24 protein-coding genes, 1 tRNA gene and 1 pseudogene are annotated in these 23,708 nt (G+C 59.7%); 8 read left to right on the forward strand and 18 right to left on the reverse strand.

All coding sequences use genetic code 11. The features are described from left to right. Positions 1-6: 6 nt before the first annotated feature. Positions 7-1,257, reverse strand: coding sequence for a type II toxin-antitoxin system HipA family toxin (locus M6F29_RS04265; protein WP_298157671.1), 1,251 nt, complete (start codon positions 1,255-1,257; stop codon positions 7-9). Between the two features lie 473 nt (positions 1,258-1,730). On the opposite strand from M6F29_RS04265, the gene M6F29_RS04270 reads away from it, so the two are divergent. Together M6F29_RS04270 and M6F29_RS04275 are read left to right on the forward strand one after the other, a co-directional pair. After that, a complete protein-coding gene (locus M6F29_RS04270) occupies positions 1,731-2,588 on the forward strand; it encodes a biotin--[acetyl-CoA-carboxylase] ligase (RefSeq protein WP_298157672.1) in 858 nt (285 codons plus the stop codon). A gap of 1 nt (position 2,589) precedes the next feature. Beyond that, positions 2,590-3,327, forward strand: coding sequence for a type III pantothenate kinase (locus M6F29_RS04275; RefSeq protein ID WP_298157673.1), 738 nt, complete (start codon positions 2,590-2,592; stop codon positions 3,325-3,327). Here the strand turns inward: M6F29_RS04275 and M6F29_RS04280 are convergent. The 4 genes from M6F29_RS04280 to rsmI are packed head-to-tail and all read right to left on the reverse strand — an operon-like array spanning position 3,312 to position 6,023. Continuing rightward, positions 3,312-3,797, reverse strand: coding sequence for an adenylyltransferase/cytidyltransferase family protein (locus M6F29_RS04280; RefSeq protein WP_298157674.1), 486 nt, complete (start codon positions 3,795-3,797; stop codon positions 3,312-3,314). The genes M6F29_RS04275 and M6F29_RS04280 overlap by 16 nt on opposite strands. Before the next feature lie 7 nt (positions 3,798-3,804). Next, positions 3,805-4,503, reverse strand: coding sequence for a BON domain-containing protein (locus tag M6F29_RS04285; protein WP_298157675.1), 699 nt, complete (start codon positions 4,501-4,503; stop codon positions 3,805-3,807). After that, complete coding sequence (locus M6F29_RS04290; protein ID WP_297455911.1) at positions 4,500-5,093, reverse strand: phosphoheptose isomerase; 594 nt, start codon at positions 5,091-5,093, stop codon at positions 4,500-4,502. Before M6F29_RS04290 ends, M6F29_RS04285 begins: the two co-directional genes overlap by 4 nt. A 45-nt stretch (positions 5,094-5,138) precedes the next feature. Continuing rightward, positions 5,139-6,023 carry a 16S rRNA (cytidine(1402)-2'-O)-methyltransferase gene (gene rsmI / locus M6F29_RS04295; protein WP_298157676.1) on the reverse strand — a complete coding sequence of 295 codons (885 nt, stop codon included), beginning with the start codon at positions 6,021-6,023 and terminating at the stop codon, positions 5,139-5,141. Positions 6,024-6,033: 10 nt separating this feature from the next. On the opposite strand from rsmI, the gene M6F29_RS04300 reads away from it, so the two are divergent. Next, entirely contained in the window at positions 6,034-6,396 is a 363-nt protein-coding gene (locus M6F29_RS04300) for a YraN family protein (protein WP_298157677.1), read from the forward strand. On the opposite strand, the gene M6F29_RS04305 is transcribed toward M6F29_RS04300, so the two are convergent. The 5 genes from M6F29_RS04305 to rpsT form a co-directional block, all read right to left on the reverse strand. After that, positions 6,377-6,862 (reverse strand): YajQ family cyclic di-GMP-binding protein, encoded by a 486-nt coding sequence (locus M6F29_RS04305; protein ID WP_297457517.1) that lies wholly within the window; start codon positions 6,860-6,862, stop codon positions 6,377-6,379. The two genes, M6F29_RS04300 and M6F29_RS04305, sit on opposite strands and share 20 nt — an antisense overlap. 7 nt (positions 6,863-6,869) lie before the next feature. Then, positions 6,870-8,090 carry an argininosuccinate synthase gene (locus M6F29_RS04310; RefSeq protein WP_297457520.1) on the reverse strand — a complete coding sequence of 407 codons (1,221 nt, stop codon included), beginning with the start codon at positions 8,088-8,090 and terminating at the stop codon, positions 6,870-6,872. Between the two features lie 33 nt (positions 8,091-8,123). After that, the gene (gene argF, locus M6F29_RS04315; protein WP_298157678.1) at positions 8,124-9,041 is read right to left on the reverse strand and encodes an ornithine carbamoyltransferase; all 918 of its coding nucleotides are present in this window, start codon (positions 9,039-9,041) and stop codon (positions 8,124-8,126) included. Then, entirely contained in the window at positions 9,038-10,213 is a 1,176-nt protein-coding gene (locus M6F29_RS04320; protein ID WP_298157679.1) for an aspartate aminotransferase family protein, read from the reverse strand. The genes argF and M6F29_RS04320 overlap by 4 nt, the downstream gene beginning before the upstream one ends. A gap of 98 nt (positions 10,214-10,311) precedes the next feature. Continuing rightward, complete coding sequence (gene rpsT / locus M6F29_RS04325; RefSeq protein ID WP_297455661.1) at positions 10,312-10,578, reverse strand: 30S ribosomal protein S20; 267 nt, start codon at positions 10,576-10,578, stop codon at positions 10,312-10,314. Positions 10,579-10,770: 192 nt separating this feature from the next. On the opposite strand from rpsT, the gene M6F29_RS04330 reads away from it, so the two are divergent. After that, positions 10,771-11,196, forward strand: coding sequence for a Fur family transcriptional regulator (locus tag M6F29_RS04330; protein WP_297481464.1), 426 nt, complete (start codon positions 10,771-10,773; stop codon positions 11,194-11,196). Between the two features lie 51 nt (positions 11,197-11,247). Here the strand turns inward: M6F29_RS04330 and ispH are convergent, their stop codons facing one another. From ispH to cysB, 5 genes are read right to left on the reverse strand one after another with little or no spacing between them, the layout of a single operon-like run. After that, complete coding sequence (gene ispH / locus M6F29_RS04335) at positions 11,248-12,186, reverse strand: 4-hydroxy-3-methylbut-2-enyl diphosphate reductase (RefSeq protein ID WP_298157680.1); 939 nt, start codon at positions 12,184-12,186, stop codon at positions 11,248-11,250. Continuing rightward, a complete protein-coding gene (lspA, locus tag M6F29_RS04340; protein WP_298157681.1) occupies positions 12,183-12,686 on the reverse strand; it encodes a signal peptidase II in 504 nt (167 codons plus the stop codon). The genes ispH and lspA overlap by 4 nt, the downstream gene beginning before the upstream one ends. Next, complete coding sequence (gene ileS, locus M6F29_RS04345) at positions 12,679-15,519, reverse strand: isoleucine--tRNA ligase (protein WP_298157682.1); 2,841 nt, start codon at positions 15,517-15,519, stop codon at positions 12,679-12,681. Before ileS ends, lspA begins: the two co-directional genes overlap by 8 nt. After that, entirely contained in the window at positions 15,516-16,463 is a 948-nt protein-coding gene (locus tag M6F29_RS04350; protein ID WP_298157683.1) for a bifunctional riboflavin kinase/FAD synthetase, read from the reverse strand. Before M6F29_RS04350 ends, ileS begins: the two co-directional genes overlap by 4 nt. A 43-nt stretch (positions 16,464-16,506) precedes the next feature. Beyond that, positions 16,507-17,457 carry an HTH-type transcriptional regulator CysB gene (gene cysB / locus M6F29_RS04355; RefSeq protein ID WP_297485664.1) on the reverse strand — a complete coding sequence of 317 codons (951 nt, stop codon included), beginning with the start codon at positions 17,455-17,457 and terminating at the stop codon, positions 16,507-16,509. Between the two features lie 140 nt (positions 17,458-17,597). On the opposite strand from cysB, the gene M6F29_RS04360 reads away from it, so the two are divergent. Beyond that, positions 17,598-18,365, forward strand: a complete 768-nt coding sequence (locus tag M6F29_RS04360) for a sulfite exporter TauE/SafE family protein (protein ID WP_297481408.1) — start codon at positions 17,598-17,600, stop codon at positions 18,363-18,365. Here M6F29_RS04360 and murJ read toward each other — a convergent pair. Next, positions 18,309-19,871 carry a murein biosynthesis integral membrane protein MurJ gene (gene murJ / locus M6F29_RS04365; protein WP_298157684.1) on the reverse strand — a complete coding sequence of 521 codons (1,563 nt, stop codon included), beginning with the start codon at positions 19,869-19,871 and terminating at the stop codon, positions 18,309-18,311. The genes M6F29_RS04360 and murJ overlap by 57 nt on opposite strands. A 37-nt stretch (positions 19,872-19,908) precedes the next feature. On the opposite strand from murJ, the gene M6F29_RS04370 reads away from it, so the two are divergent. The 3 genes from M6F29_RS04370 to M6F29_RS04380 all read left to right on the forward strand — a co-directional run bounded on the left by M6F29_RS04370 (position 19,909) and on the right by M6F29_RS04380 (position 22,845). Further along, positions 19,909-19,984 (forward strand) — tRNA-Thr (locus M6F29_RS04370). A 190-nt stretch (positions 19,985-20,174) separates the two neighbouring features. Further along, positions 20,175-20,897 carry a site-2 protease family protein gene (locus tag M6F29_RS04375; RefSeq protein WP_298157685.1) on the forward strand — a complete coding sequence of 241 codons (723 nt, stop codon included), beginning with the start codon at positions 20,175-20,177 and terminating at the stop codon, positions 20,895-20,897. Positions 20,898-20,901: 4 nt separating this feature from the next. Beyond that, positions 20,902-22,845, forward strand: coding sequence for a sensor histidine kinase (locus tag M6F29_RS04380; RefSeq protein ID WP_298157686.1), 1,944 nt, complete (start codon positions 20,902-20,904; stop codon positions 22,843-22,845). An 81-nt stretch (positions 22,846-22,926) separates the two neighbouring features. Here the strand turns inward: M6F29_RS04380 and M6F29_RS04385 are convergent, their stop codons facing one another. Together M6F29_RS04385 and M6F29_RS12245 are read right to left on the reverse strand one after the other, a co-directional pair. Next, on the reverse strand, positions 22,927-23,244 hold the full coding sequence (locus M6F29_RS04385; protein WP_297455653.1) for a hypothetical protein: 318 nt from the start codon (positions 23,242-23,244) through the stop codon (positions 22,927-22,929). 186 nt (positions 23,245-23,430) lie between these two features. Continuing rightward, positions 23,431-23,708: pseudogene (locus M6F29_RS12245) on the reverse strand (EamA family transporter); the annotation flags it as partial.

Consider the following 23,708-nt stretch of genomic DNA (forward strand, 5'->3'; position numbering starts at 1 on the left):
ACCCACTCACCACGCGTCGGCAAACAGGTTTCTGTGCGCATTTCTATCGCGCATTTTTAAGCGATCGCCGAAATCAATAAAACCTTTAATGTATTCAATGTCGGTTTTTGTGACCCCTTCGGTTTCAAATACTTTTTTCCATTGAGACACCTGATCGGCCACCAAAAACCACTCTTCTATCGCATCTTTCCGAGACAACCCAAATCTTTCGCACTGCGATAATGCGTTTTGTACAGATGCCTCACTGCCGCGCGCACCAACGCCCATTTGTTGTCTGCCTGCGTTTGACATTAACGGCAAAATATCAAATGCAGGCGCAATCTCCCAATAACCATCCTTGAACATGAATGCGTGATTTTTTTCATGATCGTCTGTATTTTCAATCAATATATTGAAAACCATTCTCCTGAAGATTTCGCGCCTGGATTTTGTTTGCCCAGAAGGTTTTGATGACTGTCGAACAAAATCAGCCATTGCGGGGTAGCTTAACACCCCCTCTGGATGTGCTGCAGGGTTCACTCCGTTTGTCAAAACGGTTTTCGCTGACAGGCAATGTATGCGTCGTTCATTTTCCCTGTCGAACCTGCGCACCATGACAACATGACCAATAGACGTCTGGACGGCAAACGTCTCCGGGACGGTAATCCCGGATTTTGACGCCAAAACCATAGAAGCGTGTTCGACAAGACCAGTATCGACATTGCTTCCGCGCGGAAATTTCGCGATGTATTCAACCCCGTCAGCCACCACAAGAGCTTTTGGGTGCGCGCCCCCCATGGATTTCGTTGAACTTGCAATCAGCTTTTCTCTTTCGGACAGCGGTTCATTGTTTTCAATTCTGAAAATCATATCCTGGAGCAGTTCAATAGAACCAATCTCAGGAAGCGGACCGGCATCGTGCGGCGCATAGAAATCTTTGTTTTTTGAAAAACCAAGCGCCCCAAAATGACCGTCGCCGGCAAGATACAGAAGATCAAGAACGTTAATCTGCTCCGGGTTATCCAGATATCGTATCGCTCTCTCCCCCCACCTGTCCGGCATTGAATCGCTAATAGCGCCAAGGCCCTCTGATGCGTCAAGGGGGATAATGGGGAGCGATATGAGAGGCATATCACCTGACAACGGATAACCTGATGCCATCCATTCCCTATGATACGAAAAAGAGTACCCGCGCCCATGCGCAACCATTCTGACATCGCCAACCGGGGCCGGTTTTTTTGGGTCTACCAAATTCCAAACGTGCAGAATATCATTCATTTCACCCTCTTTCTGGAAGCCCTCAGAATCTCCATGGACAACGCTTGCTGATCAAGGCTTGGGTCGGCGATGTTTGCGAATTCACGAGTCTTTCCGATCAAAAAGAAAGCCACTGCATAGCAGGAAACCCCGACCGTGGGATCTCCTGCCTCCATACGACGCAATGTTGGCACTGAAACCCCAAGACGGAGCGCCCACACGCGCAAAGACTCGCCACGACGTTCTCTCGCCACCCTCAAATCGGAACCAACTTTGATCAAGGCGTTGCGAGCTTGGCCGGGAATGCTTGAAACCGTTTTTGCAGGTCTGCTCATCGTGAATATAAGCATATACATGACCCGGTTTTATGTCAATCTATATGTTTACATTCTTCGATCACCGACAACAACCAGACGAGGATCTGGCCCACAAACACGACGAACGGAATCAAAGGCAGTTGACAGGCACCCCGCTTCCTGTCCAGACTAGGGCGCATGAACGTACGCCCGACTTCACTTCTGCCCGCCCTCTTTCCGACCATCGTGCCTCCAGAGCCTTTCCTCGACGAAGCCGACCTGCTCCGGGAGCTCGGGACCCTGCCCGCCGCGCCCGTGGTTTGGCAGGTACGGTCCCTCGACTCCACCAACCGCTGCCTGCTCGAATGGGCGCCCCAGGGACTTCCCCGATATTTTTGTCTGGCTGCCCGTCAACAAACGGCCGGACGGGGGCGGCAAGGCCGCGCCTGGGTTTCCGATCCCGAGGGGTCCCTGACTTTTTCCCTATGGTCGGTTTTCGATCGCTCCCTTCAGGAGTTGAGCGGACTGCCCCTGGTGGTCTCGCTGGGGGTGCTGGAAGCGCTCCATTCCCTGGGCATCACCACCGTGGGGGTCAAATGGCCCAACGACCTGTGGCGCGAGGGACGCAAGGTGGCCGGCGTACTGGTGGAAACCACCCGCCTTTCCAGCGGACAGGTGGGGGCAGTCATCGGAATTGGCCTCAACGTCGCCCTTCCTCCTGCCGTTCAGGAGGCCTTCTCCCTTTCCCTGAATGATCTGAGGGATGAAGCGGGCCAGGCCCCCCCGCGCGGCACGGTCCTCGGACGTCTCCTGAACACGCTGATTCCCTTGCTGGAATCCTTCGCCCAATCGGGTTTTTCCCCCTTTGCAGAAACCTGGATGACGCATTGTGTGCACCGCAACCAACTGGTCACCCTGCGTCATCCCGATCAAACCCTCAGCCAGGGAGAGTGTATCGGGCTCAGCCCGCTGGGTGGCCTGATTCTGCGGAATCCGGCGGGCGATTCGCAAACCTACCACGGAGGTGAACTGTCCCTGCGCTGGGAGGGAACCTGACGTGCGGCTGTACCTCGATCTGGGCAACAGCCAGTTGAAATGGGGGCTGCGCCAGGAGGGCACCTGGATTCGGCAGGGCCGTCTGCCGCTGAAGCACCTCGACCAACTGGCGACCGAATGGCGCAACTTGCCGCCCATCCGTGCTGCGCATGGCGTTTCCGTCGCCCACCCGGATCTGCGGGCCCAGGTGGAGCGCGCCTGCCTGGCGTTGGGACAGGCGCCCTGCTGGCATTCCAGCAAACCTTCCGAAGGGGGGATTTGCAATGGATACGACAACCCGGCCCAACTCGGTCCGGATCGCTGGATGGCCCTGCAGGGTGCCTGGCAGCTCCAGCACCGGGCCGCCCTGGTGGTGATGGCGGGAACGGCCACCACGCTGGACAGTCTGGACGAAAAGGGGAATTTTTTAGGGGGGATGATCCTGCCCGGACTGACCCTCATGCGCCAAAGTCTCCACCAGAGCACGGCGCACCTTCCGGCCATAGAACAGGGAACCTATACCCTGCAGGCCCGTTCCACCCAGGATGCCATCCGGAGCGGAACCCTGGCGGCCACCCTCGGAGCCCTCACACTGGCCCGGGAGGCACTCAGTCAAAAGGATTCCCGGGTGCCCGTCTTTTTGGGCGGGGGACACCATGCCGAACTCAGTCCGTACCTGGAAGCGCCTCTTCACATCTACCCGGAACTGGTTCTGGAAGGGCTGGCCCTGCTCCTGGAGAAGGATCAGGCGCGGATCTGATGCAGGAGCGCCGTGGTGGAACGCTCATGTTCGAAGGGAATGGACAGCACCCGCCCCCCCCGCGCAAGCACGGACGGTGCCCCCACGATGGCGGACACGGGCCAGTCCCCCCCCTTCACCAGAACCTCGGGCTGACACTCCAGAATGCGGGCCAGGGGGGTATCTTCTTCGAACCAGGTCACCAGACTCACGCATTCCAGAGCGGCCACCAGTGCCAGCCGGTCGGCCAGGACATTGATGGGGCGATCAGCCCCCTTACCCAGACGACGCACGGAAGCATCACTGTTCAGGGCCACCACCAGGGCAGCGCCCTGCGCCCGCGCCCGAGCCAGATAAGTCACATGTCCGCGATGCAGGATGTCGAATACCCCGTTGGTAAATACCAGAGGACGAGGGATCTCCACCAGGCGCACCGACCAGCATTCGGGCGCGACGATCTTCCGTTCGAAGGCGGGAGGCGTGTCCTGCACTACCGGCTCAGGGGGATACCGGTTGAGTCGTGGCGGGCAGTCCTTCCTCCACCGGCGCGGGGGCCTGGACCGGCGCGGGCGGTCCACTCTCGGCCTTGACCGCCGGGTTGGCTTCACTGGCCGGGATGGACGCCGTCGAATATTCAAAGACCTTGACGACTTTCTTGACCCCACTGGTGGTACTGGCCAGTTTGGCTGCAGCATCTCCCTCGCCCTGGGTCACCAGACCCATCAGGTAGACAATATCACCACTACTGGTCACACTCACCTGAAGGGGCGAGAATTTACTGTCATTGTCGGTAATGAAGCGGGTATTGACCTTGGTGGTCAGATAGGCATCCTCTGCCCGCTGGGACAGGGAACTGGGCGGTCCGATCCGGATGTCGTCGATGACCTGCCGCACGTTCGTCAACTTGTGCGCCATGGCATCCACATCGCTCCGCGTCGCCTCATCCGGCACCTGCCCCGTCAACAGCAGGTTGCGGTTGAAACTGGATGCGTTGACATTGACGTCACTGCCATACTTTCTTGAAATGGCTTCCGACATATGAATCTGAATGTCTTCATCATCCAGCTGGGCGCCCGTGGTGCGCCGATCCTGAGCCACCAGTCCGGTTCCCACCGCGCCCGTCGCCATCAGGGGCACACACCCCTGTGTCAGAGGCAAAACACCCAGCATCAACCATAGAGACCAGTTTTTTTTCATTCGTCCGCTCCTACCAGAATACAATCGATGGCATCGCACAAACAGTGCAACACCAGAATGTGAACCTCCTGAATCCGTGCCGTGTTCTGAGCCTCCACCGAGAGGTGGACATCATTCCCCGTCAGCAACTCGGCCAGTTTTCCCCCGCCCTTGCCCGTCAGTGCCACCACCACCATGTCACGATCATGCGCTGCCCGAACCGCCTCGAGAACATTGGGGGACTGCCCGCTGGTGGAAATGGCCAGCAGAATATCCCGCGCCTGTCCCAGAGCCTGCACCTGCTTGGAAAACACCTTGTCGAACTGGTAATCATTGGCGATGGAAGTCAGGGTCGAAGCATCGGTGGTCAGCGCAATCGCCGCCAGAGGGGGGCGCTCCACCTCGAAGCGGTTGAGCAACTCGGCGGAGAAATGCTGCGCATCCGCCGCCGACCCGCCATTCCCGCACACCAGAATCTTGCCTTCTGCCAACAGGCACTGCACCATGCGCTCCGCTGCCATGGCAATGGGGGCGGACAGCACTTGCGCCAGCGTCATCTTCAATTGGGCACTTTCCTGAAAGTGCCGGGTCATGCGAGCGATCAGATCCATCGCCCCATTGTAAACCATATCCCCGGTACAGGTGAACCCTCCCGCTCAGGCCCCCTTGAGACGCAACGCCTCGGCGTAGAGCTGGTTACGGGGCAACCCCGTCGCCTCTCCCATCCATTGCACGGCTTCCCTGACCGGCAAATGGGTCAGCAAAACAGCCAGCCAGCGTTCCTGGGCCGGTTCCAGCGCCGTAGCGGCCCGGACCACCACGGGGGCCGGCTCGACGGCCAGGACGAATTCTCCGCGCTGCTGATTGGGATCCGCCTGGACCCACTGTACGGCTTCCTCGAGCGTGGAGCGGTGCAGGGTCTCGAAACGCTTGGTCAACTCGCGTCCCAGGGTCACCCGGCGAGCCCCCCCCCATTCCTGGGCCAACACCGTCAACGTGGCCAGAATACGGTGCGGCGCTTCGTAAAAGACCACCACGGCAGCCAGATCCGCCAGGGACTGGATCTGACGCTGGCGTTCCCCCTTCCTGGCCGGCAAAAAGCCATGAAAATAAAACTGCGGACAGGTCATCCCCGCAACCGACAGCAAGGTCGTCACTGCACTGACCCCGGGAATCGGCACCACCTTCCCGCCAGCATTCAGGACCTCATCCACCACCCGCGCGCCGGGATCGCTGATGGCAGGGGTTCCCGCATCGGAAATCAGGGCCACCGAGTGCCCTTCCTGCAATTTGTGGATCAGAAGTTGCGCCTTTTTACGTTCATTGTGCTGATGCAGGGACATCAGGGGCGCCATAATCCCGAAGTGGTCCAGCAAGGGACGGGAAGTGCGGGTATCCTCGGCCGCGATCAGGTCCACCTTGCGCAACACCTCGAGGGCGCGCAGGGTCAGATCTCCCAGATGGCCAATGGGGGTCGCCACCACATAGAGCGTGCCCCCAGGTCCCTGGGATTCAGAAGCGTGCAAGGGGGAATATGTCAAGGAACTCTCCATGAACCAGAAAGGCAGTACAGCAGAAGAATGGGCCGCCCAGTTTCTGCAACGTCAGGGACTGACTCTCATCGCCCGAAACTACCACTGCCGATTCGGTGAAATCGACGCCATTGCACGGGACGGCACCACCCTGGTTTTCGTGGAAGTGCGCTGGCGGCAGCGCGCCACTTCCCTTCTACTCGAAAGCATCGACGCCCGCAAACAGCGGTGCTGGTGGCTGACCGCCCGACACTATCTGGCACATCACGGTCTTCCGGCGCGCTGCCGCTTCGATGTCCTGCTCCTGGAAGGCCATCACTGCCACCTGCGGCACTGGCTCCGGAATGTGGCCCTCGACTCCTTCAGTCGCGAAAGTTATTGAACTGCAGGGGGATCTCCAGATCACGGGCGCGGATCAGAGCGATGGCTTCCTGCAACACATCGCGCTTGGCCCCGGTGACCCGCACCGTGTCCCCTTGCAAACTCCCCTGCACCTTGAGTTTGCTGTCCTTGAGCAACTTGACGATCTTCTTGCCCAATTCGGTTTCCACCCCCACCTTGACCGTCACGACCTGCTTGACCTTGGCACCGCCAATGGTTTCTTCCTTGCCAAAATCCAGCGTACGGATATCGATGCCCCGCTTGACCAGTTTGAGGCGCAATATTTCCTTGACCTGTTCCAGTTTGAACGCATCGTCGGCATAGACCGTCAACACATACTCGCTTTGTTCCACCCGGGCATCGGACCCCTTGAAGTCGAAGCGCGTCCCCACCTCCCGGTTGACCTGCTCCACCGCATTGCGCACTTCCTGCTTGTCCACTTCGGAAACGATGTCGAAAGAAGGCATTTTCCTTTTACCCCTTGCGCTGCAAACGGGCGGCAATGCGCATGCGCAGTGCATTGAGGCGGATGAACCCCGCCGCATCGGCCTGCTGGTATGCCCCCCCGTCGTCTTCAAAGGTGGCGATGGTCGGATCGAAAAGAGAGTCCGTCCGTGACTCCCGTCCGACCACCGTCACCGTCCCCTTGTATAACTTGAGTCGAACCCATCCGTTCACGGTCTGCTGGGTATGATCGATCAGGGTTTGCAGGGCCCGCCGTTCCGGGCTCCACCAATAACCGTTATAAATCAGGGCCGCGTAGCGAGGCATCAGATCATCCTTGAGGTGCGCCACTTCACGGTCCAGAGTCAGGGATTCGATGGCCCGGTGCGCCTTGAGCAAAATCGTTCCGCCGGGGGTCTCATAGCACCCGCGCGATTTCATTCCGACAAAGCGGTTTTCCACCAGATCCAGGCGCCCAATCCCATGCTCTCCGCCCATGCGGTTGAGTTCGGCCAATAAAGTCGCGGGCGTCATGGGGACCCCGTTCAGGGTGACGGCATCGCCTTTCCCGAAGGTCAGTTCCAGGTAGCAGGGTTGATCCGGGGCCGCTTCGGGAGCCACGGTCCAGCGCCACATGTCCGCCTCGGGCTCGCGCGCCGGGTCTTCCAGGCCCTTGCCTTCATAGGAAATGTGCAGCAGGTTGGCGTCCATGCTGTAGGGACTGCCGCCGTTCTTGTGTTTCATCTCCACGGGAATCCCGTGGGATTCGGCGTAGGCCAGCAATTTTTCGCGCGAGTTCAGGTCCCATTCGCGCCAGGGGGCAATCACCTTGATGTTGGGTTCGAGGGCGTAATAGCCCAGTTCGAAACGCACCTGATCGTTCCCTTTCCCCGTCGCTCCGTGAGAGACCGCATCGGCCCCCACCTGTCGGGCAATCTCGATCTGGCGCTTGGCGATCAGGGGGCGGGCAATACTGGTCCCCAGCAGGTACTCGCCCTCGTAAACCGTGTTGGCGCGAAACATGGGGTAAACGAAGTCGCGCACGAACTCCTCACGCAGGTCCTCGATGAAGATCTGCTGAATACCGAACTGCTGGGCCTTGCGCCGTGCCGGCTCCAGTTCTTCCCCCTGTCCGATGTCCGCCGTGAAGGTAACCACCTCACATTGGTAGGTATCCTGCAACCACTTGAGGATGACCGAGGTATCGAGCCCTCCGGAATAGGCCAAGACAACTTTCCTGATATCACTCATCACTGCGCTTTCCTTGTCAATCGTTGCCGGGGATCATGCCGTTTCCAGGCGCCCCAGGAGCAAATATTCCATCAACGCCTTCTGCACATGCAGACGATTCTCCGCCTCATCCCACACCACGCTCTGCACCCCTTCCAATACCCCGGCAGACACCTCTTCCCCCCGGTGAGCGGGCAGGCAATGCATGAACAGGGCTTCGGGATGGGCCTGAGCCATCATTTCCTCGTCCACCCGGAAATCCGCAAAAACTTCACGCCGCACTTCGCTTTCGGCTTCATAGCCCATGCTGGTCCAGACATCCGTGGTCACCAGATGCGCGCCCCGCGCCGCATCCATGGGATCGGCAAAGACACTCAGATGTGCCAGTTCTTCGGAAGTGGCTGCCCGGGTGTCCAGGGCATAGCCGTGGGGGGTCGAAACATGCAACTGGAACCCGAACAGGGCAGCCGCCTGCAACCAGGTGGCACACATGTTGTTGCCGTCGCCCACCCAGGCCACGGTCTTGCCCGCCAGGGAACCGCGCTGCTCCATGAAGGTGAAGATGTCCGCCATGATCTGGCAGGGATGGTATTGATTGGTCAACCCGTTGATGACGGGAACCCGGGAATGCACCGCAAAGCGCTCGATGATGGACTGGTCGAAGGTACGGATCATGACGATGTCCACCATCCGGGAAACCACCCGTGCCACATCCTCGATGGGTTCGCCCCGTCCCAACTGGGTTTCCCCCGTGGTCAGGTTGATGGCCGAACCGCCCAACTGGTGAATGCCAGCCTCGAAGGACACCCGTGTGCGCGTGCTGTGTTTCTCGAACACCATGGCCAACATGCGATCCCTGAGGGGATGGTAGATGGTGTAGGACTTGAAAAGCGCCTTGAGGTGACGGGTGCGCTGAAAGAGGTAGTCGAATTCCTCCTGGGTAAAATCCTTGAACTGAAGAAAATGCTTCATGCCCCCTCCAAAAACTGCCGCACCAGGGGAATCAACCCGGACAGCAACCGGTCGATGTCCGCCTGTCCGATGATCAACGGCGGAAGCAACCGGATGACCTTGTCCGAAGTGACATTGATCAACAACCCCTTCTCCAGGGCCAACGTGACCAGGGCCCCACAGGGACGATCCAGTTCAATGCCCACCATCAGCCCCTGCCCCCGGATCGCCACGACTCCCGCGACCGAGGCCAGCCCCGCTTCCAGTCCGGCCCGCAACTGTTCCCCGCGTTCCCGCGCATTGGCCAGCAATCCTTCGGATTCCATGATCTCCAGCGTGGCCAGGGCAGCCGCGCACACCAGGGGTCCGCCCCCAAAAGTCGTGCCGTGATTTCCGGGCTTGAACACCTCGGCGGCTTTCCCACGCGCCAGACATGCGCCAATGGGCACACCGGAACCGAGGCCCTTGGCCAGAATCAGCACATCGGGAGAAACCCCGGCCTGCTGGGTGGCAAACCAGTCCCCGGTCCGGCCGATGCCGGTCTGGACCTCATCCACCATATAGAGCCACTGGCGTTCCTCGCACAGCCGCTTCACCCCTTGCTGGTAGGCGTGGTCAGCCACGTGAATGCCACCCTCTCCCTGGATGGGCTCCAGCAGGACGGCCACCACATTGGAATTGCGTTCGGCCACCGCAGCCACGGCCTCCAGATCGTTGTAGGGAACACGCACGAAACCGGACACCAGCGGTTCGAACCCCGCCTGGGCCTTACGGCTGCCGGTTGCCGAAAGCGTGGCGATGGTACGTCCATGCCAGGCCTTTTCCATGACGATGAGGGTGGGCAGTTCGATACCGCGCTGATGTCCGTACAGGCGCGCGAGTTTGATGGCTGCTTCGTTGGCTTCCGCCCCCGAGTTGCAGAAAAAGGCCCCGTCCATCCCGGCAATCCGGCATAACCGTTCCGCCAACTGTTCCTGGCGCAACACGCGATAAACATTCGAGGTATGGATCAACTGTCCGGCCTGCTCGGCAATCGCGCGCACCAGACGGGGGTGCGCATGGCCCAGTCCGTTGACGGCAATACCCGCCAAAGCATCCAGATAAACGCGCCCCGCCTCATCCCACAGCCAAACCCCCTGGCCATGGGTGAAAGCCACGGGCAACCGCGCGTAGGTATTGAGCAAATGATCCATGCACTCTCCCATTCAAGAAAGCGATAAAACAAAAACGGCGACGATATGCCTACCGCCGCCTCAGGGACTTACCCCTTCAACCAGAAACCGTAGGTCGATCAGGCACTCATCCCCTTGATCGCAGCGGACAGCCGGCTTTTGGTGCGCGCTGCAGAATTCTTGTGAATGATTTTCTTGTCGGCGATCCGGTCAATGGTGGAAGTAGCTACTTGAAACACGGTCTGTGCAGCGGTCTTGTCCCCTTCCAGAACGGCCTTGCGCACCTTCTTGATGGCAGTACGCAAGGTGGAGCGCAGGGACATGTTGTGCGCGCGCTGGGCTTTGGCCTGACGGGCACGTTTTTCGGCTTGAGCGGAATTGGCCATTTTGAATCACCTCTGGTGGACGGGAAATACCGTCACGCATCATTAACATTAACGGAAACCCTGGATTCTAACCTGTTGACCGAGGATTATCAATCCCATGAAAAGAAAAAAAGCAAGGGAAATTGAAATTGACAGGGGGATGGGGTATAGTCGAGACTGGATCTAATCTTAGGGAAGGAGAAGGCAGTGAGCATGGTACCCGATCGCGCCGAGTTGGTGGATCGCTTGCGGACGTTCGACATCATCCCCACGCACCAGCGTCTGGTGATTGCCCAGGCATTGTTTTCCCGACGCCAGCACGTTTCGGCCGATCAGTTACTCAGCCAGGTCAACCTGACCCATGCCGAGGTTTCCAAGGCCACCATCTACAACACGCTCAACCTGTTCGAAGAAAAAGGCCTGGTCCGGCGCGTCGTCGTTGATCCGGAACGGATTTTCTACGACACGTTCATCGACTCCCACCCCCACCTCTTTGACGTCGAGAAAGGCGAACTGTACGACATCGAAGCACCGGACCTGCAGATCGTCGGGCTTCCGCCGCTCCCGCCCGGCATGCGCCAGGAAGGGCTGGACATCGTCATTCGCATGCGCCCCGTCGCGTCCTTCAACCAGGGCTGACTGGCTCCCGGGCGGCACCCGGACCCCGCCGAAAGGCTGGCTCGACCTGGGTCAGGCCAGCGCTTTGGGCAGAGGGAAAACCACGCGTTCCGGCGTCCCCTCCAGTTCCTGAACCCCCTGCGCCCCCAGTTGCCTCAGCCGGTCCACCACTTCCTGAACCAGAACGGCAGGCGCAGAAGCCCCGGCCGTGACCCCCACATGGGATTTCCCCACCAGCCAGGCCGGGTCCAGATCGTCGGCACGGTCCACCATGTAAGCCTCGATCCCGCGGTGGAGAGCCACTTCACGCAAGCGGTTCGAATTGGAACTGGTGGGAGAACCCACCACGATGACCAGGTCCGCGCTCCGGGTCAAGTCCTTGACCGCATCCTGGCGATTCTGCGTGGCGTAGCAGATGTCGTCCTTGCGTGGGCCCTGAATGGCCGGATAACGAAGGCGCAGGGCGTCGATCACGCGCTGGGCATCGTCCACCGACAAGGTGGTCTGGGTGACATAAGCCAGTCGTTCCGGGTGGCTGACCTTCAAATTTTCTACATCCGCCGGGGTTTCCACCAGATAGATGCGATCGGGGGCCTGACCCAGCGTTCCTTCCACCTCGGGGTGCCCGCGATGCCCGATCATGACGATTTCCTGACCGGCCGCGTGCAAACGGGCCACTTCGGTGTGAACCTTGGTCACCAGGGGGCAGGTGGCATCGAACACATGCAGGCCACGCGCTTCCGCCTCGGCCCGCACGGCCATGGAAACCCCATGGGCACTGAAAATGACTGTGGAACCTGCGGGAACCTGGGCCAGTTCGTCCACAAAAACCGCTCCCTGACGGCGCAAATTTTCCACCACGAAACGATTATGCACCACCTCGTGCCGCACGTAAATCGGCGGACCGAAACGTTCGAGGGCCCGTTCCACAATCTCGATGGCGCGATCCACCCCCGCACAGAAACCACGCGGATTGGCCAGAATCACAAAAAATGGGGATCGCTCGCTCATGCCAAAGGCCCTCCTGGCTTTTCTCCGGATTTGGCAGAAGCACGTTTGCCCTGCCCTTCCAGCAGCAACATGACCACGCCCAGCGTAATGGCCGAATCCGCTCCGTTGAACGCAGGCCAGTAATGCTGTCCCACATGCCATTGCACGAAATCGGTCACCTCTCCCGCCACCAGACGGTCCACCAGATTCCCCAGAGCGCCCCCCATGATCAGCGCCAGCCCGGTGCAAAACCAGCGCTCTGCGGCATGGCGCCAGATCAGAATACTGAGCACGATGACGGCAAGCACGGCGATGGCGCTGAACAATCCTTTCTGCCACCCCCCCGAACTGGCCAGAAAACTGAACGCCGCGCCCTGGTTGAAGGCCAGCACCCAGTTGAACCAGTCCGTCACCCGCACCACCTGCCCCGGCACCAGATGTCCGCGTACCCAGGCCTTGCTGGCCTGATCCGCCCCCACCACACCCAGGGCAAGCAGCCAGCCCCATCCCAGGCTACGCATGCTGGCGCTCCTCTCCTGCCCCGAACAGGTTGCAGGTACAGCGGTCGCAAAGATCCGGATGGTCGGGCAGGGTTCCCCGCACCGAGCGATAATGCCAGCAACGGGGGCATTTGGTGCCCTGCGTCAGGGCGATCTGCAGTCCCACCTGCCAGCCCCCCCCGGTCCCGGGAACCTCCAGGGAAAGGGTGCCTTCAGGCCAGTCCGGCATCGAACGGGAACTCACCCTGGCCTGCGACGTGATGAACAGGAAACGCAAATCGTCGCCCATGGCCTGCAAGGCCTGCAAGGGCGCCCCCTGGGCGTGCAAGGTTACCTCTGCCTGGAGGGAGGAGCCCAAAGCGCCGGCGGCGCGCAACGGTTCCAGGTGCTTTCTGACCTGTTCGCGCAGGGTGCGCAATCGATCCCAATCCGAACGCAATGCCGCTTCCCCCGTCAACGCCGGCAGTACGTGCCATTGTTCCAGAAATACGGAAGAGGCCGTTTCCGGGGTTTTGCCCTGCAGAGTCGCCCAGACCTCTTCCGCCGTAAAGGTCAGAACCGGAGCCAGCCAGCGCGTCAACGCCTGGGTGATGTGCCAGAGGGCATTCTGCGCAGCGCGCCGGGAACGGGACGCCTTCCCGGCGGTGTAGAGCCGGTCCTTCAGGATGTCCAGATAAAAGGCCCCCAGGTCCTCGGAACAGAAGGTCAGCAACCGTTGGGTGACCTGATGAAACTCATTCTGGTCATACCCTTTCCGAACCGTTTCATCGACTTCACGGGTCAGGGCCAGCGCATAGCGATCGAGGGTGAGCCAGGACTCCGGCGCCAGGGCATCCCGCCGGGGATCGAAATCCGCCAGGTTGGCCAGCAGGAAGCGCAGAGTATTCCGCAGGCGACGGTAGGCTTCCACCACCCGGTCGAGAATCTCCTTCGACAAACACAATTCTCCCGAATAATCCGTACTGGCCACCCAGAGGCGCAGGTTGTCCGCCCCCAACTCCTTCATCACGGTCTGCGGCACCACCACATTGCCCAGAGACTTGCTCATCTTGCGTCCCTGCCCGTCCACCACGAAGCCATGGGTCAGCAAAGCCCGGTAAGGCGCATGCCCGTTGAGGGCCACGCTGGTCAGGAGCGAAGACTGAAACCAGCCCCGATGCTGGTCCGAACCCTCGAGGTACAGATCCGCCGGAAAACCCAGTTCAGGGCGTTGGCCCAGGACGGTCGCATGAGTCGAACCGGAGTCGAACCAGACGTCCAGCGTATCCGTCAGAGGACGGTACGCTTCGGCATCCGCGCCCAACCAGGATTCGGCTGGCGTGCTGAACCAGGCTTCGATTCCCTGCGTCTCCACGGCCAGGGCAACTTTTTCTGCCAAGGCTGAAGTCTCCGGGTGCAGGGCTCCCGTCTGACGGTGGACGAAAAACGGAATGGGCACGCCCCAGGCGCGCTGGCGCGACACGCACCAATCCGGCCGATTGTCGATCATGGCGGACAAACGGGCATGTCCCCAGGCAGGGTAGAAACGGGTTTCCGCCACCGCCTTCTGGCTGAGGGAGCGCAGTGCAGGTCGTTCCGCGCCCGGCGCATCCATGACGATGAACCACTGCGGGGTGGCCCGAAAGATGATGGGAGTCTTGTGACGCCAACAATGGGGATAACTGTGTTGAAGAGGCACATGAGCAAGCAGGCGTTCCCGTACCGCCAGGGCTTCCACCAGCACTGCATTGGCCGCCCAGACCTTGAGCCCCCCCACCAAAGGCACCTCCTGCAGAAAAACGGCGCGGTCATCCATCAAATGATCCACACTCAACCGATAGCGCAAACCTACCTGATGATCTTCCACGCCGTGGGCCGGGGCCGTATGAACCAACCCGGTCCCCGTCTCCACGGTCACATGCTCGCCGCAGACCAGGGGAACGGTACGTTCCGCCAGGGGATGCTGCAGGGAGAGGTGCTCGAGACGGGCGCCCTTGACCGGCCCCCATACCTGCTGCGCTTCCAGCCCGTAACGCAGGAGCGCGCTGACCCGCAGACTTTCCTGCAGGAGCAGCAGTCCGCGCGTCGTTTGCACCAGTTCGTAGGCCAGTTCCGGGTGTACCGCCACCGCCTGGTTGGCCGGCAGGGTCCAGGGGGTGGTCGTCCAGATCACGGCAAAAGCCGGCCCCGGCAAGGCATCCATGCCAAAACATCGGGCCAATCCGGCCTCATCCCGCACCGGAAAAGCCACATCGATGGCCGGTGAAGTACGCTCCTCGTATTCCACTTCGGCTTCCGCCAGGGCCGAACCGCATTCCGGGCACCAGTTGACCGGTTTGAGGCCGGGTTTCAGATAGCCGGCTTCCCAGATCCTGGTCAGGGTTCGAAGAATGCCTGCTTCCGTTTCCGGGTTCATGGTGAGGTAGGGCTGATCCCAGTCCGCCATCACCCCCAGACGGATGAAATCGGCTTTCTGCTGGTTCACCTGGGTCGTGGCGTAGGCCCGGCACAGTTCGCGGAAACGGGCGGGCGGAAGGTGGCGTCCGTGTTCCTTTTCCACCTGCAGTTCGATGGGCAGGCCGTGACAGTCCCAGCCCGGCACGTAGGGGGCGTCAAAACCGGACAATGTACGACTCTTGACGATGATGTCCTTGAGGATCTTGTTGACGGCGTGACCGATGTGGAGGTTACCATTGGCGTAGGGAGGACCATCATGGAGAATGAAGCGGGGTCTCCCCTGACAATGATCCCGTAATTGCCGGTAGCGTTTCTGTTCCAGCCATGTTTCCAGCCAGCGCGGTTCCCGCCGCGCCAGGTCGGCACGCATGGGAAACGGGGTTTCCGGCAAATTGAGGGTATCCCTGTAATCGGTCATGACGCATCCTGAATGAGTGACTGCTGGGCAAAGTAGGCGCGCGCCGCTGCGGCATCCGCCTGCATCTGTGCCACCAGTTGATCCGTATTTGAAAAATGTCGTTCATCGCGCAATTTATGCAGAAAGCGCACTTCCACCCGTTGCCCGTAGATCGTCTGCCCGAAATCGAACAGATGGACCTCCAGCAATGGCGCATCGAGGGGATTCACCGTGGGGCGATGACCCAGGCTGGCGACCCCGGACAGAGGGTGCGGCGCAGGACCGCATACTTCCACCACGAACACCCCCGCCAGGGGAGGCCGATGCCGCAACGCCAGGTTCAGGGTGGGAAACCCCAGGGTACGCCCCAACTGATGTCCATACCCCACTCGCCCCACCAGGGAAAAGTGACGACCCAGCAAGGCCGCTGCCCGCGTCAGGTCACCCGCGTCCAAACAGGCGCGAATGGCGCTGCTGGAAACACGTTCGCCCCCAATCCGCACACTCTGCATTGCCGCACATTCAAAACCCAGGGTCCGACCCATCTCGCGCAAGAGTGAGAAATCTCCCTGACGGCGGTTCCCGAAGCGGAAATCATCGCCCACCAGCACCCAGCGCGCCGAAAAACCCTGCACCAGCACCCGACGCACGAAATCGGCAGCAGGCAGGGCGGCCAACGCCGCATTGAAGCGCAAAACCCGCACCTGGTCCACCCCCATCTGCTTCATCCACAGATACTTGCGCGTCAGGGAAGTCAGGCGCGGCGGGGCGGAAACCCCCTCAAAAAACTCCCGGGGATAGGGCTCGAAGGTCAACACCGTGGGAACCAGCCCACGCTCGCCCGCTTCCCTCACCAACTGTTCGAGCATGGCTTGATGACCCCGATGAACGCCATCGAAATTGCCCAACGTCAGGGCCGTACCCACGGTCCCTACCGGCAAATGATCGATGGCGATGCGTTTCATGGGTCAATTCAAAAGGTACGATTCTATCATGAGCCCTCCCGCCTCAGGAACTCTCGTCCTCAGGGCTCGCGGCCGGCGCGGCCAGGGCCTCCTCGACCCGGGCACGATCCAGCGCAGGCGCAAAAAGTTGTATGAAGTCATAGACAAAACCCCGCAAATAGGTTCCTGCCCGCAGGGCGATCCGGGTCAGACTGGGTTCGAACAGATGGGCCATGTCCCGTACCCTCAAATCGCGATCCAGGTTCTGATCGTAGGCCATGGCGGCAATGACTCCAACCCCCATCCCCACGCGCACGTAAGTCTTGATCACGTCCGCGTCCAGGGCCGTCAGCACCACATTGGGCGACAACCCGTGGCGCTCGAAGGCCTGATTGATCCGGGCGCGCCCCGTGAAAGCATGGTCATAGGTGATCATGGGGTACTGAACCAATGCCTCCAGAGTCAAGGGTTCCAGTGCCAGCAGGGGGTGATCGGGCTTGGCCACCAGGACCCGGTTCCACTGGTAACACGGCAGGATGCGCAAATCGGGAAACAGGTCCAATCCTTCCGTGGCGATGGCCAGGTCCGCCCGTCCCGCCACGACTTCCTGCGCCACATGCAAGGGATTCCCCTGATGAAGCACCAGTTTGACCTCGGGATAACGCTGGGCGAACTGCATGATCACGGGAGGAAGCACATACCGCGCCTGGGTATGGGTAGTGGCAATGGTCAACTGGCCCGCCTTTTGGCGGCTGAACTCCTGTCCTGCCGTCTTGAGGTTGCGCGCCTCCAGCAGGACCCGGCGGGCCAGGGTCAGGATTTCCTGTCCTGCCGGCGTGACGCTCACCACCCGCTTGCCATTGCGCACGAAAATCTCTACGCCCAATTCATCCTCGAGCAAGCGAATCTGCTTGCTCACACCGGGTTGCGAGGTGAACAGGTTGTCCGCCGCCTGGGATACGTTCAATCCCGCCTCGGCCACTTCCACCAGATAACGCAATTGCTGTAGTTTCATGGGACCCCTCCCGCCACAGGCTCAGCATTCATTATAATCATTGGTTAGGTACATACAATAACTTATTACTTAGTTTTCTATAACGCCTCAGGTATGCTCTCTTCCAAACTCTATCTCACTCTCTCGGGGAACCCGCTGGCATGCTTGTCAATTTCATCCTGTCCGGCGCTGCGGGGGGACTACTGATCGGAATGACCGGAATCGGCGGGGGATCCCTCATGACCCCCCTGCTGGTCATGGGCTTTGGCATCCCCACCGCAACGGCCATTGGAACCGACCTGCTCTACGCCGCGTTGACCAAGGCCGGGGCCGTTGCCTGTCATCAACGCCACGGAAATGTGTCCTGGCGCACAGCAGGCTGGCTGCTGGTGGGCAGTCTGCCGGGAAGCGGACTCACGCTCTGGATCCTGCAGCGGATTCCTGCCAGCCCCCTGCTGGATCAAACGCTGCGCCAGGGATTGGCCGTGGCCCTGACGCTGACCACCCTGGCCCTCTGGAAACGGCGCACCAAACCCAAACCGACCGATCCCCCACATGCACGGGCCTGGACCCCGATACTGGGCTTTTTCATCGGCGTCCTCGTCACGCTTTCCTCAGTGGGGGGCGGCGCACTGGGCACAGCGCTGCTGCTGGTTCTCTACCCCAGTTTCACCCTTTCCACCATTGTCGCCACGGAACTGGCCCATGCGGTGCCGCTGACCCTGCTGGCCGGTTTGGGACACCTGCGCCTGGGGCATGTGGACGGGACCCTGTTGGCCGCCCTCCTGGCAGGATCTCTCCCAGGGCTTTGGGTGGGTACCCGGCTCAATCACTTTTTACCGGAAAGAATCACCCGCGCCGGACTCTCCCTGTTACTGCTCGGTCTGGCTTTTGGCTTGTGGCACAGCGTGCCGGGAAAAATCGCGTAACCGGAATCCCAAACCCCACAGGGTCGCAAAATAACTGCCGCCAGCGCCCACCAGCAACGGGATCAGATGCCTTATCCGGGCACCAAAGGGAGCCGTCAGCCAGAAGGATTCCGCTCCCTGACCGATCCAGAGCACCGCTCCCATCACCCCCAGCGCCCCCCCCAGTTTCAGCAAAAACCCGGACCAGCCCGCTCCTGGCCGATACACGCCGCGCCGGCGCAGCCCCCAATACAACAAACCGGCATTGCCGCAGGCACCCAGACTGGTCGCCAGGGCCAGGCCGGCATGATGCAGGGGACCGATGAACAGGGCGTTCATCCCCTGGGTCAGCACCAGGATCAGCAGGGCGATCTTGACCGGGGTCTTGATATCCTGCCGGGCGTAAAACCCCGGGGCCAGGATCTTGATGCTGATCAGCCCCATCAACCCCAGACTATAGGCCAGCAGCGCCAGATCGACCTGTACGACGTCGTGCGGACCGAAAGCACCGCGCATGAACAGGGTGGAAACCAGAGGCACCCCGATCAGGGCCAGCGCCAATGCAGCGGGCAACGTCAACATCAAGGTCAGCCGCAATCCCCAGTCCAGCAAAGCCGAATACCCCACCTGGTCGTCCATCGCATGGGTACGCGCCAAACTGGGCAAGAGGATCGTGCCCAGAGCAGCCCCCAGCAAACCCGTGGGAAACTCCATCAGACGATCGGCGTAAAACAACCAGGAAATACTGCCGGTAGGCAGGTAGGACGAAAACAGGGTACTCAACAATAAACTGATCTGCCCCACCGACACCCCGATCACCGCCGGACCCATCAATTTCAAGACCCGCCGCACCCTGGGATCAAAGGGATCCCAGCGCCAGCGCGGAACCATCTGCAACTGACGCAGGAAGGGCCACTGAAAAAGGAGTTGCAACACGCCGCCGGCAAGAGCGCCCCAGGCCAGGGCGGCAACGGGCGGATGGAAGAACCGGGACAGTGCCAGCACAAAAAACAGAAAAGCGACATTCAGCCAGATGGGGGTTATGGCCGGCACCCAGAACCGGCTCCAGGTATTGAGAATGCCGGCAGACAAAGCAACCAGGGCAATGAAAAAGATATAGGGGAAGGTGATGCGCAGCAATTGGGCGGTCAGCGCAAATTCGGCTGGATTCCGGTGAAACCCCGGAGCCGTCATCCACAGGATCTGCGGCGCAAAAAGCACGCCCAGCAAGGTCGTCACCAACAACGCCACCACCAGCACACTGGCCACATGATCCACCAGATGGCGCGCCGCCTCGTCCCCATGTTTGGCGCGTTGGGCTGCCAGCAGGGGAACGAAGGCCTGCGAGAAAGCGCCCTCGGCAAACAGGCGGCGCAACAGATTGGGGAGCCGGAAAGCCACCACGAAAGCATCTGTTTCACCCGCTGCGCCAAAGGCGTGCGCCACCACCACATCGCGCAGAAAGCCGAAGATGCGTGAGAGCAACGTCATGCTGCTGGTTTGGGCGAGAGATTTAAGAAGATTCATTACAGCCCCGGAATCCGGTATAATACATGGTTTCAGTGCTGATGTAGCTCAGTTGGTAGAGCAACTGATTCGTAATCAGTAGGTCGGGGGTTCGACTCCTCTCATCAGCACCATAAAAAAACAGGCACGACAAACCATTCTGGTTTATCGGCGCGGGCGGGTGATTCGGTTGCGCCCTGGTGGTCCAACCTCACGCGGGATGAGGCAGGGTGCTCGCTCCCCATGCCGCCCCCCCCTGGCCGATACCCTGCTTGCCTGCAGGTGCTCGCCTGCAGATTTGGCTTCCTTTGAAGGAGAGATCAAATGGCCAGAAAGCCATACTGGCTGGGGAGCATTCTGGGAATACCGGTCGGTCTGGATTCCTCATGGTTTCTCGTCTTTTGCCTGCTCACCTGGATGTTGGCGGACAATTACTATCCCGCCGAATTCTCCAATTGGCCACCGGTGTTGTACTGGATCATGGGCGCAGTGACCGCCCTGTCCTATTTCGCATGCATCTTGCTGCACGAAATGGGACATTCCGTTGTGGCTCTCTGGTACAGAATCCGGGTAAATAATATTACGCTCTTCATGTTTGGGGGCGTGGCGCAAATCGAAGGGGAAGCGCCCAGTGCCTTCGCGGAGTTCTTGATCGCGCTTGCAGGGCCTCTGGTCAGTTTCATTCTGGCTTTCGCAGGCTATTCGCTTCTGCCCGTCTTTTCAGACAATCCCCCCCTGCTGGCCTTGATCAAGTATCTGGCCTATATCAATTTGGCGCTGGGGTTGTTCAATCTCGTTCCCGGATATCCTCTCGACGGAGGGCGCATATTTCGGGCGATCGTATGGGGCATCACCGGAAATGCGCGGCGTGCCACCTTCATTGCCGCAAGGGTCGGGCAAGTCTTCGCTTATGTTTTCATCCTGTTCGGTATCCGGGAAATGCTTTCAGGGGACCTCGGGGGCGGATTATGGACGATTTTCCTGGGTTGGTTCCTCAAAAAAATAGCGACAACCCAATTGCGGCAGTTGGCGGACTCAGGCAGATAAATAAATGGGTTGCGCACATCTCTCGGGCGATAACGGCTTGGTCCGGGACACGGCAAAAATTCATGAACCGTGGCGCGGCCCCACCCTCATCAGGAGCGTCCTGCGCCTGCTGTGCCTTTTCTGTTTCCTCCCGCTCCACTTTCCGGTTCAGGCCGCCATCTCCACATTGACGCAAGGATATTTCATTTTTTCTCCGGAAAACTCTCCGCCCACGGAGGAACCCGAGCATTGGAACCCGGTCACGCTTCCCGACAACTGGAATTTGAGTCACCCTGACCGGGGCGGAATCGGGTGGTACCAGTTCACTTTTTTTCTGGATCGTCCCAGTCACGATCTTTGGGGCATCTACCTACCCCGACTGAGCGCCAATGCTCAAGTTTTTGTCAATGGAATCCTGGTGGGCAGCGGCGGACGCATGGTCGAACCGATTTCCCTCAACAGTTTCCGGCCCCTGCTTTTTCCCGTCCCCGGCCGTCTGTTACACCCCGGGAACAACCTTCTCTCCATTGCCATACTGGGCTACCCCAATGAGACGTCCGGCCTGGAAAGCGTGCAGTTCGGGCTGTTCAACGAACTTGCCCCACGCCTTGACCATCGCTACATGCTCGAGGTCACGACCCCCATCACGGTCTGCGTCCTGAACATCTCCCTGGCATTGGGTTTGTTTCTCCTCTGGAGACACCATCGCACGGAACCGCTTTATCTCATGCTTGCCCTGGGAAGTTTATGCAGCGGCATCTATACCTCCTCATTTTTCCTGACGGAAATTCCCGTACGGCACGACCTCTGGCTATGGTTCGTCTATACCCTCGCCATGGGGTTTTCCTATATCATCCTGCTGGTCATCCACCGCTTCGTTCGGGTCAAACACCCCGTTCTGGAACGCTGGGTCGGCGCATACACCCTGATCACGCCCCTCCTGATCGCCTGGGCCGGCCCATCGCACTATTTAAAACTCTTCGGATACATGGGGGTCAGTTACGGGCTCATTTCCCCCTACCTGTTCTATCTGGTCATCCTGCACCGCAAAACAGGGGACAAGATTGAATCCCTCCTCCTGCTCATCGTATTGTTGGTGCTGGCCGGGATAGGCATTCATGATCTGGACCAGATGATCCTTCCCCACAGACACTTGCCCAATTACTATGCGTATTGGGCCGCTTCCTCCATGGGACTGGTCATCACCCTTCTGGTCATCCTGCGTTTCGACCGTACCCTCAACCAGTACATCCTGCTGAATTCGGAACTCAACCGCCAGGTCGAAGAAAAATCCCGGGCATTGGCCTCCAGTTACAAGGAACATCTCACCTTACTCACCCATACGGCGCTGCTGGACGAACGGGAACACATCCTGCGCGACCTGCATGACGGATTGGGCGGATACCTGGTCAGCGCACTGGCGCTCATCGACCGGATGCCCCTGACCACGCCCGCCTTGCAAAAGACCCTGCATACCGCCCTGGATGATTTGCGCCTCATGGCCGATTCCATCGACGACAAAAACGGGGATTTGTCCCTCCTGATCGCCAGCGTGCGCGAACGTCTCGATCTCGCCATGAGCGCCTGTGACATCACCCTTCACTGGCAAGTCACCGCCTCCCCTCAGCTGCCTCATCCCAGCCCTTCACGCCATGTACAACTGGTCCGAATGATCCAGGAAATATTCAACAACGTGGCCAAACACAGTCGGGCACGGCATGTAAATTTCATTCTCGCGGATTCTTTCCTGGAAATCAGGGATGATGGAATCGGTTTTGACCCTCGGTCCCAGAGAACCGGACGAGGTTTGACCAATCTGAGACGGCGCGCCGCGGAATTGGACCTGATCCTGACCATTCAATCAGACCACCACGGCACCCTGATCCGTATGGAATGGGGGCCCGCGGCACTCCTTTCGGCCCCCGACACCAAACCCGACCAGGCTTCGGATGCCCCGCGCCCGATATGACCGGACTGCTCCCCGGCCCTTTACGGCAGCGTCAATGCAGCGCAAGGCACGTGCGGAGGCCGTCAGGCAACTGGGGCAGGCTTACTCCGTCGATTCGATGACTTCCCCGTAGGCATCTTCGAGGTAATGAATGGTCTTGAATTCGCCATGGCGCACAGAGATCCAGTCATCTTTCACTTCCACCTCGTATTCGGATGGCCTCATCAACTGCAGGAGCGCAAACCATACGTGGGCATCTTCAGGCGCCTCTAACGGAAAATCGGCCAGTTCATCGCCGGCATAGGCAGAGACGAGCGCTCTGAAATGAGCCCATTTGTCTTGATCCGAGGTATCGAACTCCTCTATGTAGGTCTTGACCACCGTGTGGAATTCCTGCTTGGTCACCTGAAAAGTGGGCATACAGATCACTCGCTGAATAAAGACGGCTCCATCTTACCTGCTTTTGCGCCCCGGTGCCGGCTAAACCTGCCCCGTATTCATCATGAGGTTCACCAGGAAATCAGTGGGTTCTGATCTCCGATGATACACCCGTCTGCCCGTCAAACCTCTACATTCAAGACAGTGGTTGGAAGTTGGGTGCCTTTGTTAGTGCGAATGCAAATGGTGGGCGTCCGGGAAATGAGGATGCGAGTGCCTGATCGGCTCATGGCGGTGCAGGTGGGTATGGCGGGTGCCGGGAAGCACGGGCTCATTGTGTCCGTGGTCATGGTGCTCATCGCCTTCACCGTGAACATGCTCGTGGACATGCTCAAGCGATTCGTGGGTATGCTCATGCTCGTGCTGCTCGGTGAGGTGCAGCCACACACCGATAGCCATCAACCCAGCCGCTACCAGCAACTTCGGCGTCAGGGATTCGTCGAGGA

The organism is Ferrovum sp., from assembly GCF_027317285.1.
In the GTDB taxonomy this organism is placed as follows: domain Bacteria; phylum Pseudomonadota; class Gammaproteobacteria; order Burkholderiales; family Ferrovaceae; genus Ferrovum.

Bases quoted from the DNA above. Each gene is read 5' to 3' on its own strand.
- M6F29_RS04305 (WP_297457517.1), bottom strand. From the start codon at position 6,862: ATGCCTTCTTTCGACATCGTTTCCGAAGTGGACAAGCAGGAAGTGCGC.
- M6F29_RS04290 (WP_297455911.1), bottom strand. From the start codon at position 5,093: ATGGATCTGATCGCTCGCATGACCCGGCACTTTCAGGAAAGTGCCCAA.
- M6F29_RS04385 (WP_297455653.1), bottom strand. From the start codon at position 23,244: ATGCCCACTTTTCAGGTGACCAAGCAGGAATTCCACACGGTGGTCAAG.
- M6F29_RS04270 (WP_298157672.1), top strand. From the start codon at position 1,731: ATGAACGTACGCCCGACTTCACTTCTGCCCGCCCTCTTTCCGACCATC.
- murJ (WP_298157684.1), bottom strand. From the start codon at position 19,871: ATGAATCTTCTTAAATCTCTCGCCCAAACCAGCAGCATGACGTTGCTC.
- lspA (WP_298157681.1), bottom strand. From the start codon at position 12,686: ATGCGTAGCCTGGGATGGGGCTGGCTGCTTGCCCTGGGTGTGGTGGGG.
- M6F29_RS04285 (WP_298157675.1), bottom strand. From the start codon at position 4,503: ATGAAAAAAAACTGGTCTCTATGGTTGATGCTGGGTGTTTTGCCTCTG.
- ispH (WP_298157680.1), bottom strand. From the start codon at position 12,186: ATGAGCGAGCGATCCCCATTTTTTGTGATTCTGGCCAATCCGCGTGGT.
- M6F29_RS04380 (WP_298157686.1), top strand. From the start codon at position 20,902: ATGGGTTGCGCACATCTCTCGGGCGATAACGGCTTGGTCCGGGACACG.
- M6F29_RS04320 (WP_298157679.1), bottom strand. From the start codon at position 10,213: ATGGATCATTTGCTCAATACCTACGCGCGGTTGCCCGTGGCTTTCACC.
- M6F29_RS04375 (WP_298157685.1), top strand. From the start codon at position 20,175: ATGGCCAGAAAGCCATACTGGCTGGGGAGCATTCTGGGAATACCGGTC.
- M6F29_RS04360 (WP_297481408.1), top strand. From the start codon at position 17,598: ATGCTTGTCAATTTCATCCTGTCCGGCGCTGCGGGGGGACTACTGATC.
- rpsT (WP_297455661.1), bottom strand. From the start codon at position 10,578: ATGGCCAATTCCGCTCAAGCCGAAAAACGTGCCCGTCAGGCCAAAGCC.
- M6F29_RS04350 (WP_298157683.1), bottom strand. From the start codon at position 16,463: ATGAAACGCATCGCCATCGATCATTTGCCGGTAGGGACCGTGGGTACG.
- M6F29_RS04300 (WP_298157677.1), top strand. From the start codon at position 6,034: ATGAACCAGAAAGGCAGTACAGCAGAAGAATGGGCCGCCCAGTTTCTG.
- M6F29_RS04310 (WP_297457520.1), bottom strand. From the start codon at position 8,090: ATGAGTGATATCAGGAAAGTTGTCTTGGCCTATTCCGGAGGGCTCGAT.
- argF (WP_298157678.1), bottom strand. From the start codon at position 9,041: ATGAAGCATTTTCTTCAGTTCAAGGATTTTACCCAGGAGGAATTCGAC.
- ileS (WP_298157682.1), bottom strand. From the start codon at position 15,519: ATGACCGATTACAGGGATACCCTCAATTTGCCGGAAACCCCGTTTCCC.
- cysB (WP_297485664.1), bottom strand. From the start codon at position 17,457: ATGAAACTACAGCAATTGCGTTATCTGGTGGAAGTGGCCGAGGCGGGA.
- M6F29_RS04330 (WP_297481464.1), top strand. From the start codon at position 10,771: ATGGTACCCGATCGCGCCGAGTTGGTGGATCGCTTGCGGACGTTCGAC.
- M6F29_RS04265 (WP_298157671.1), bottom strand. From the start codon at position 1,257: ATGAATGATATTCTGCACGTTTGGAATTTGGTAGACCCAAAAAAACCG.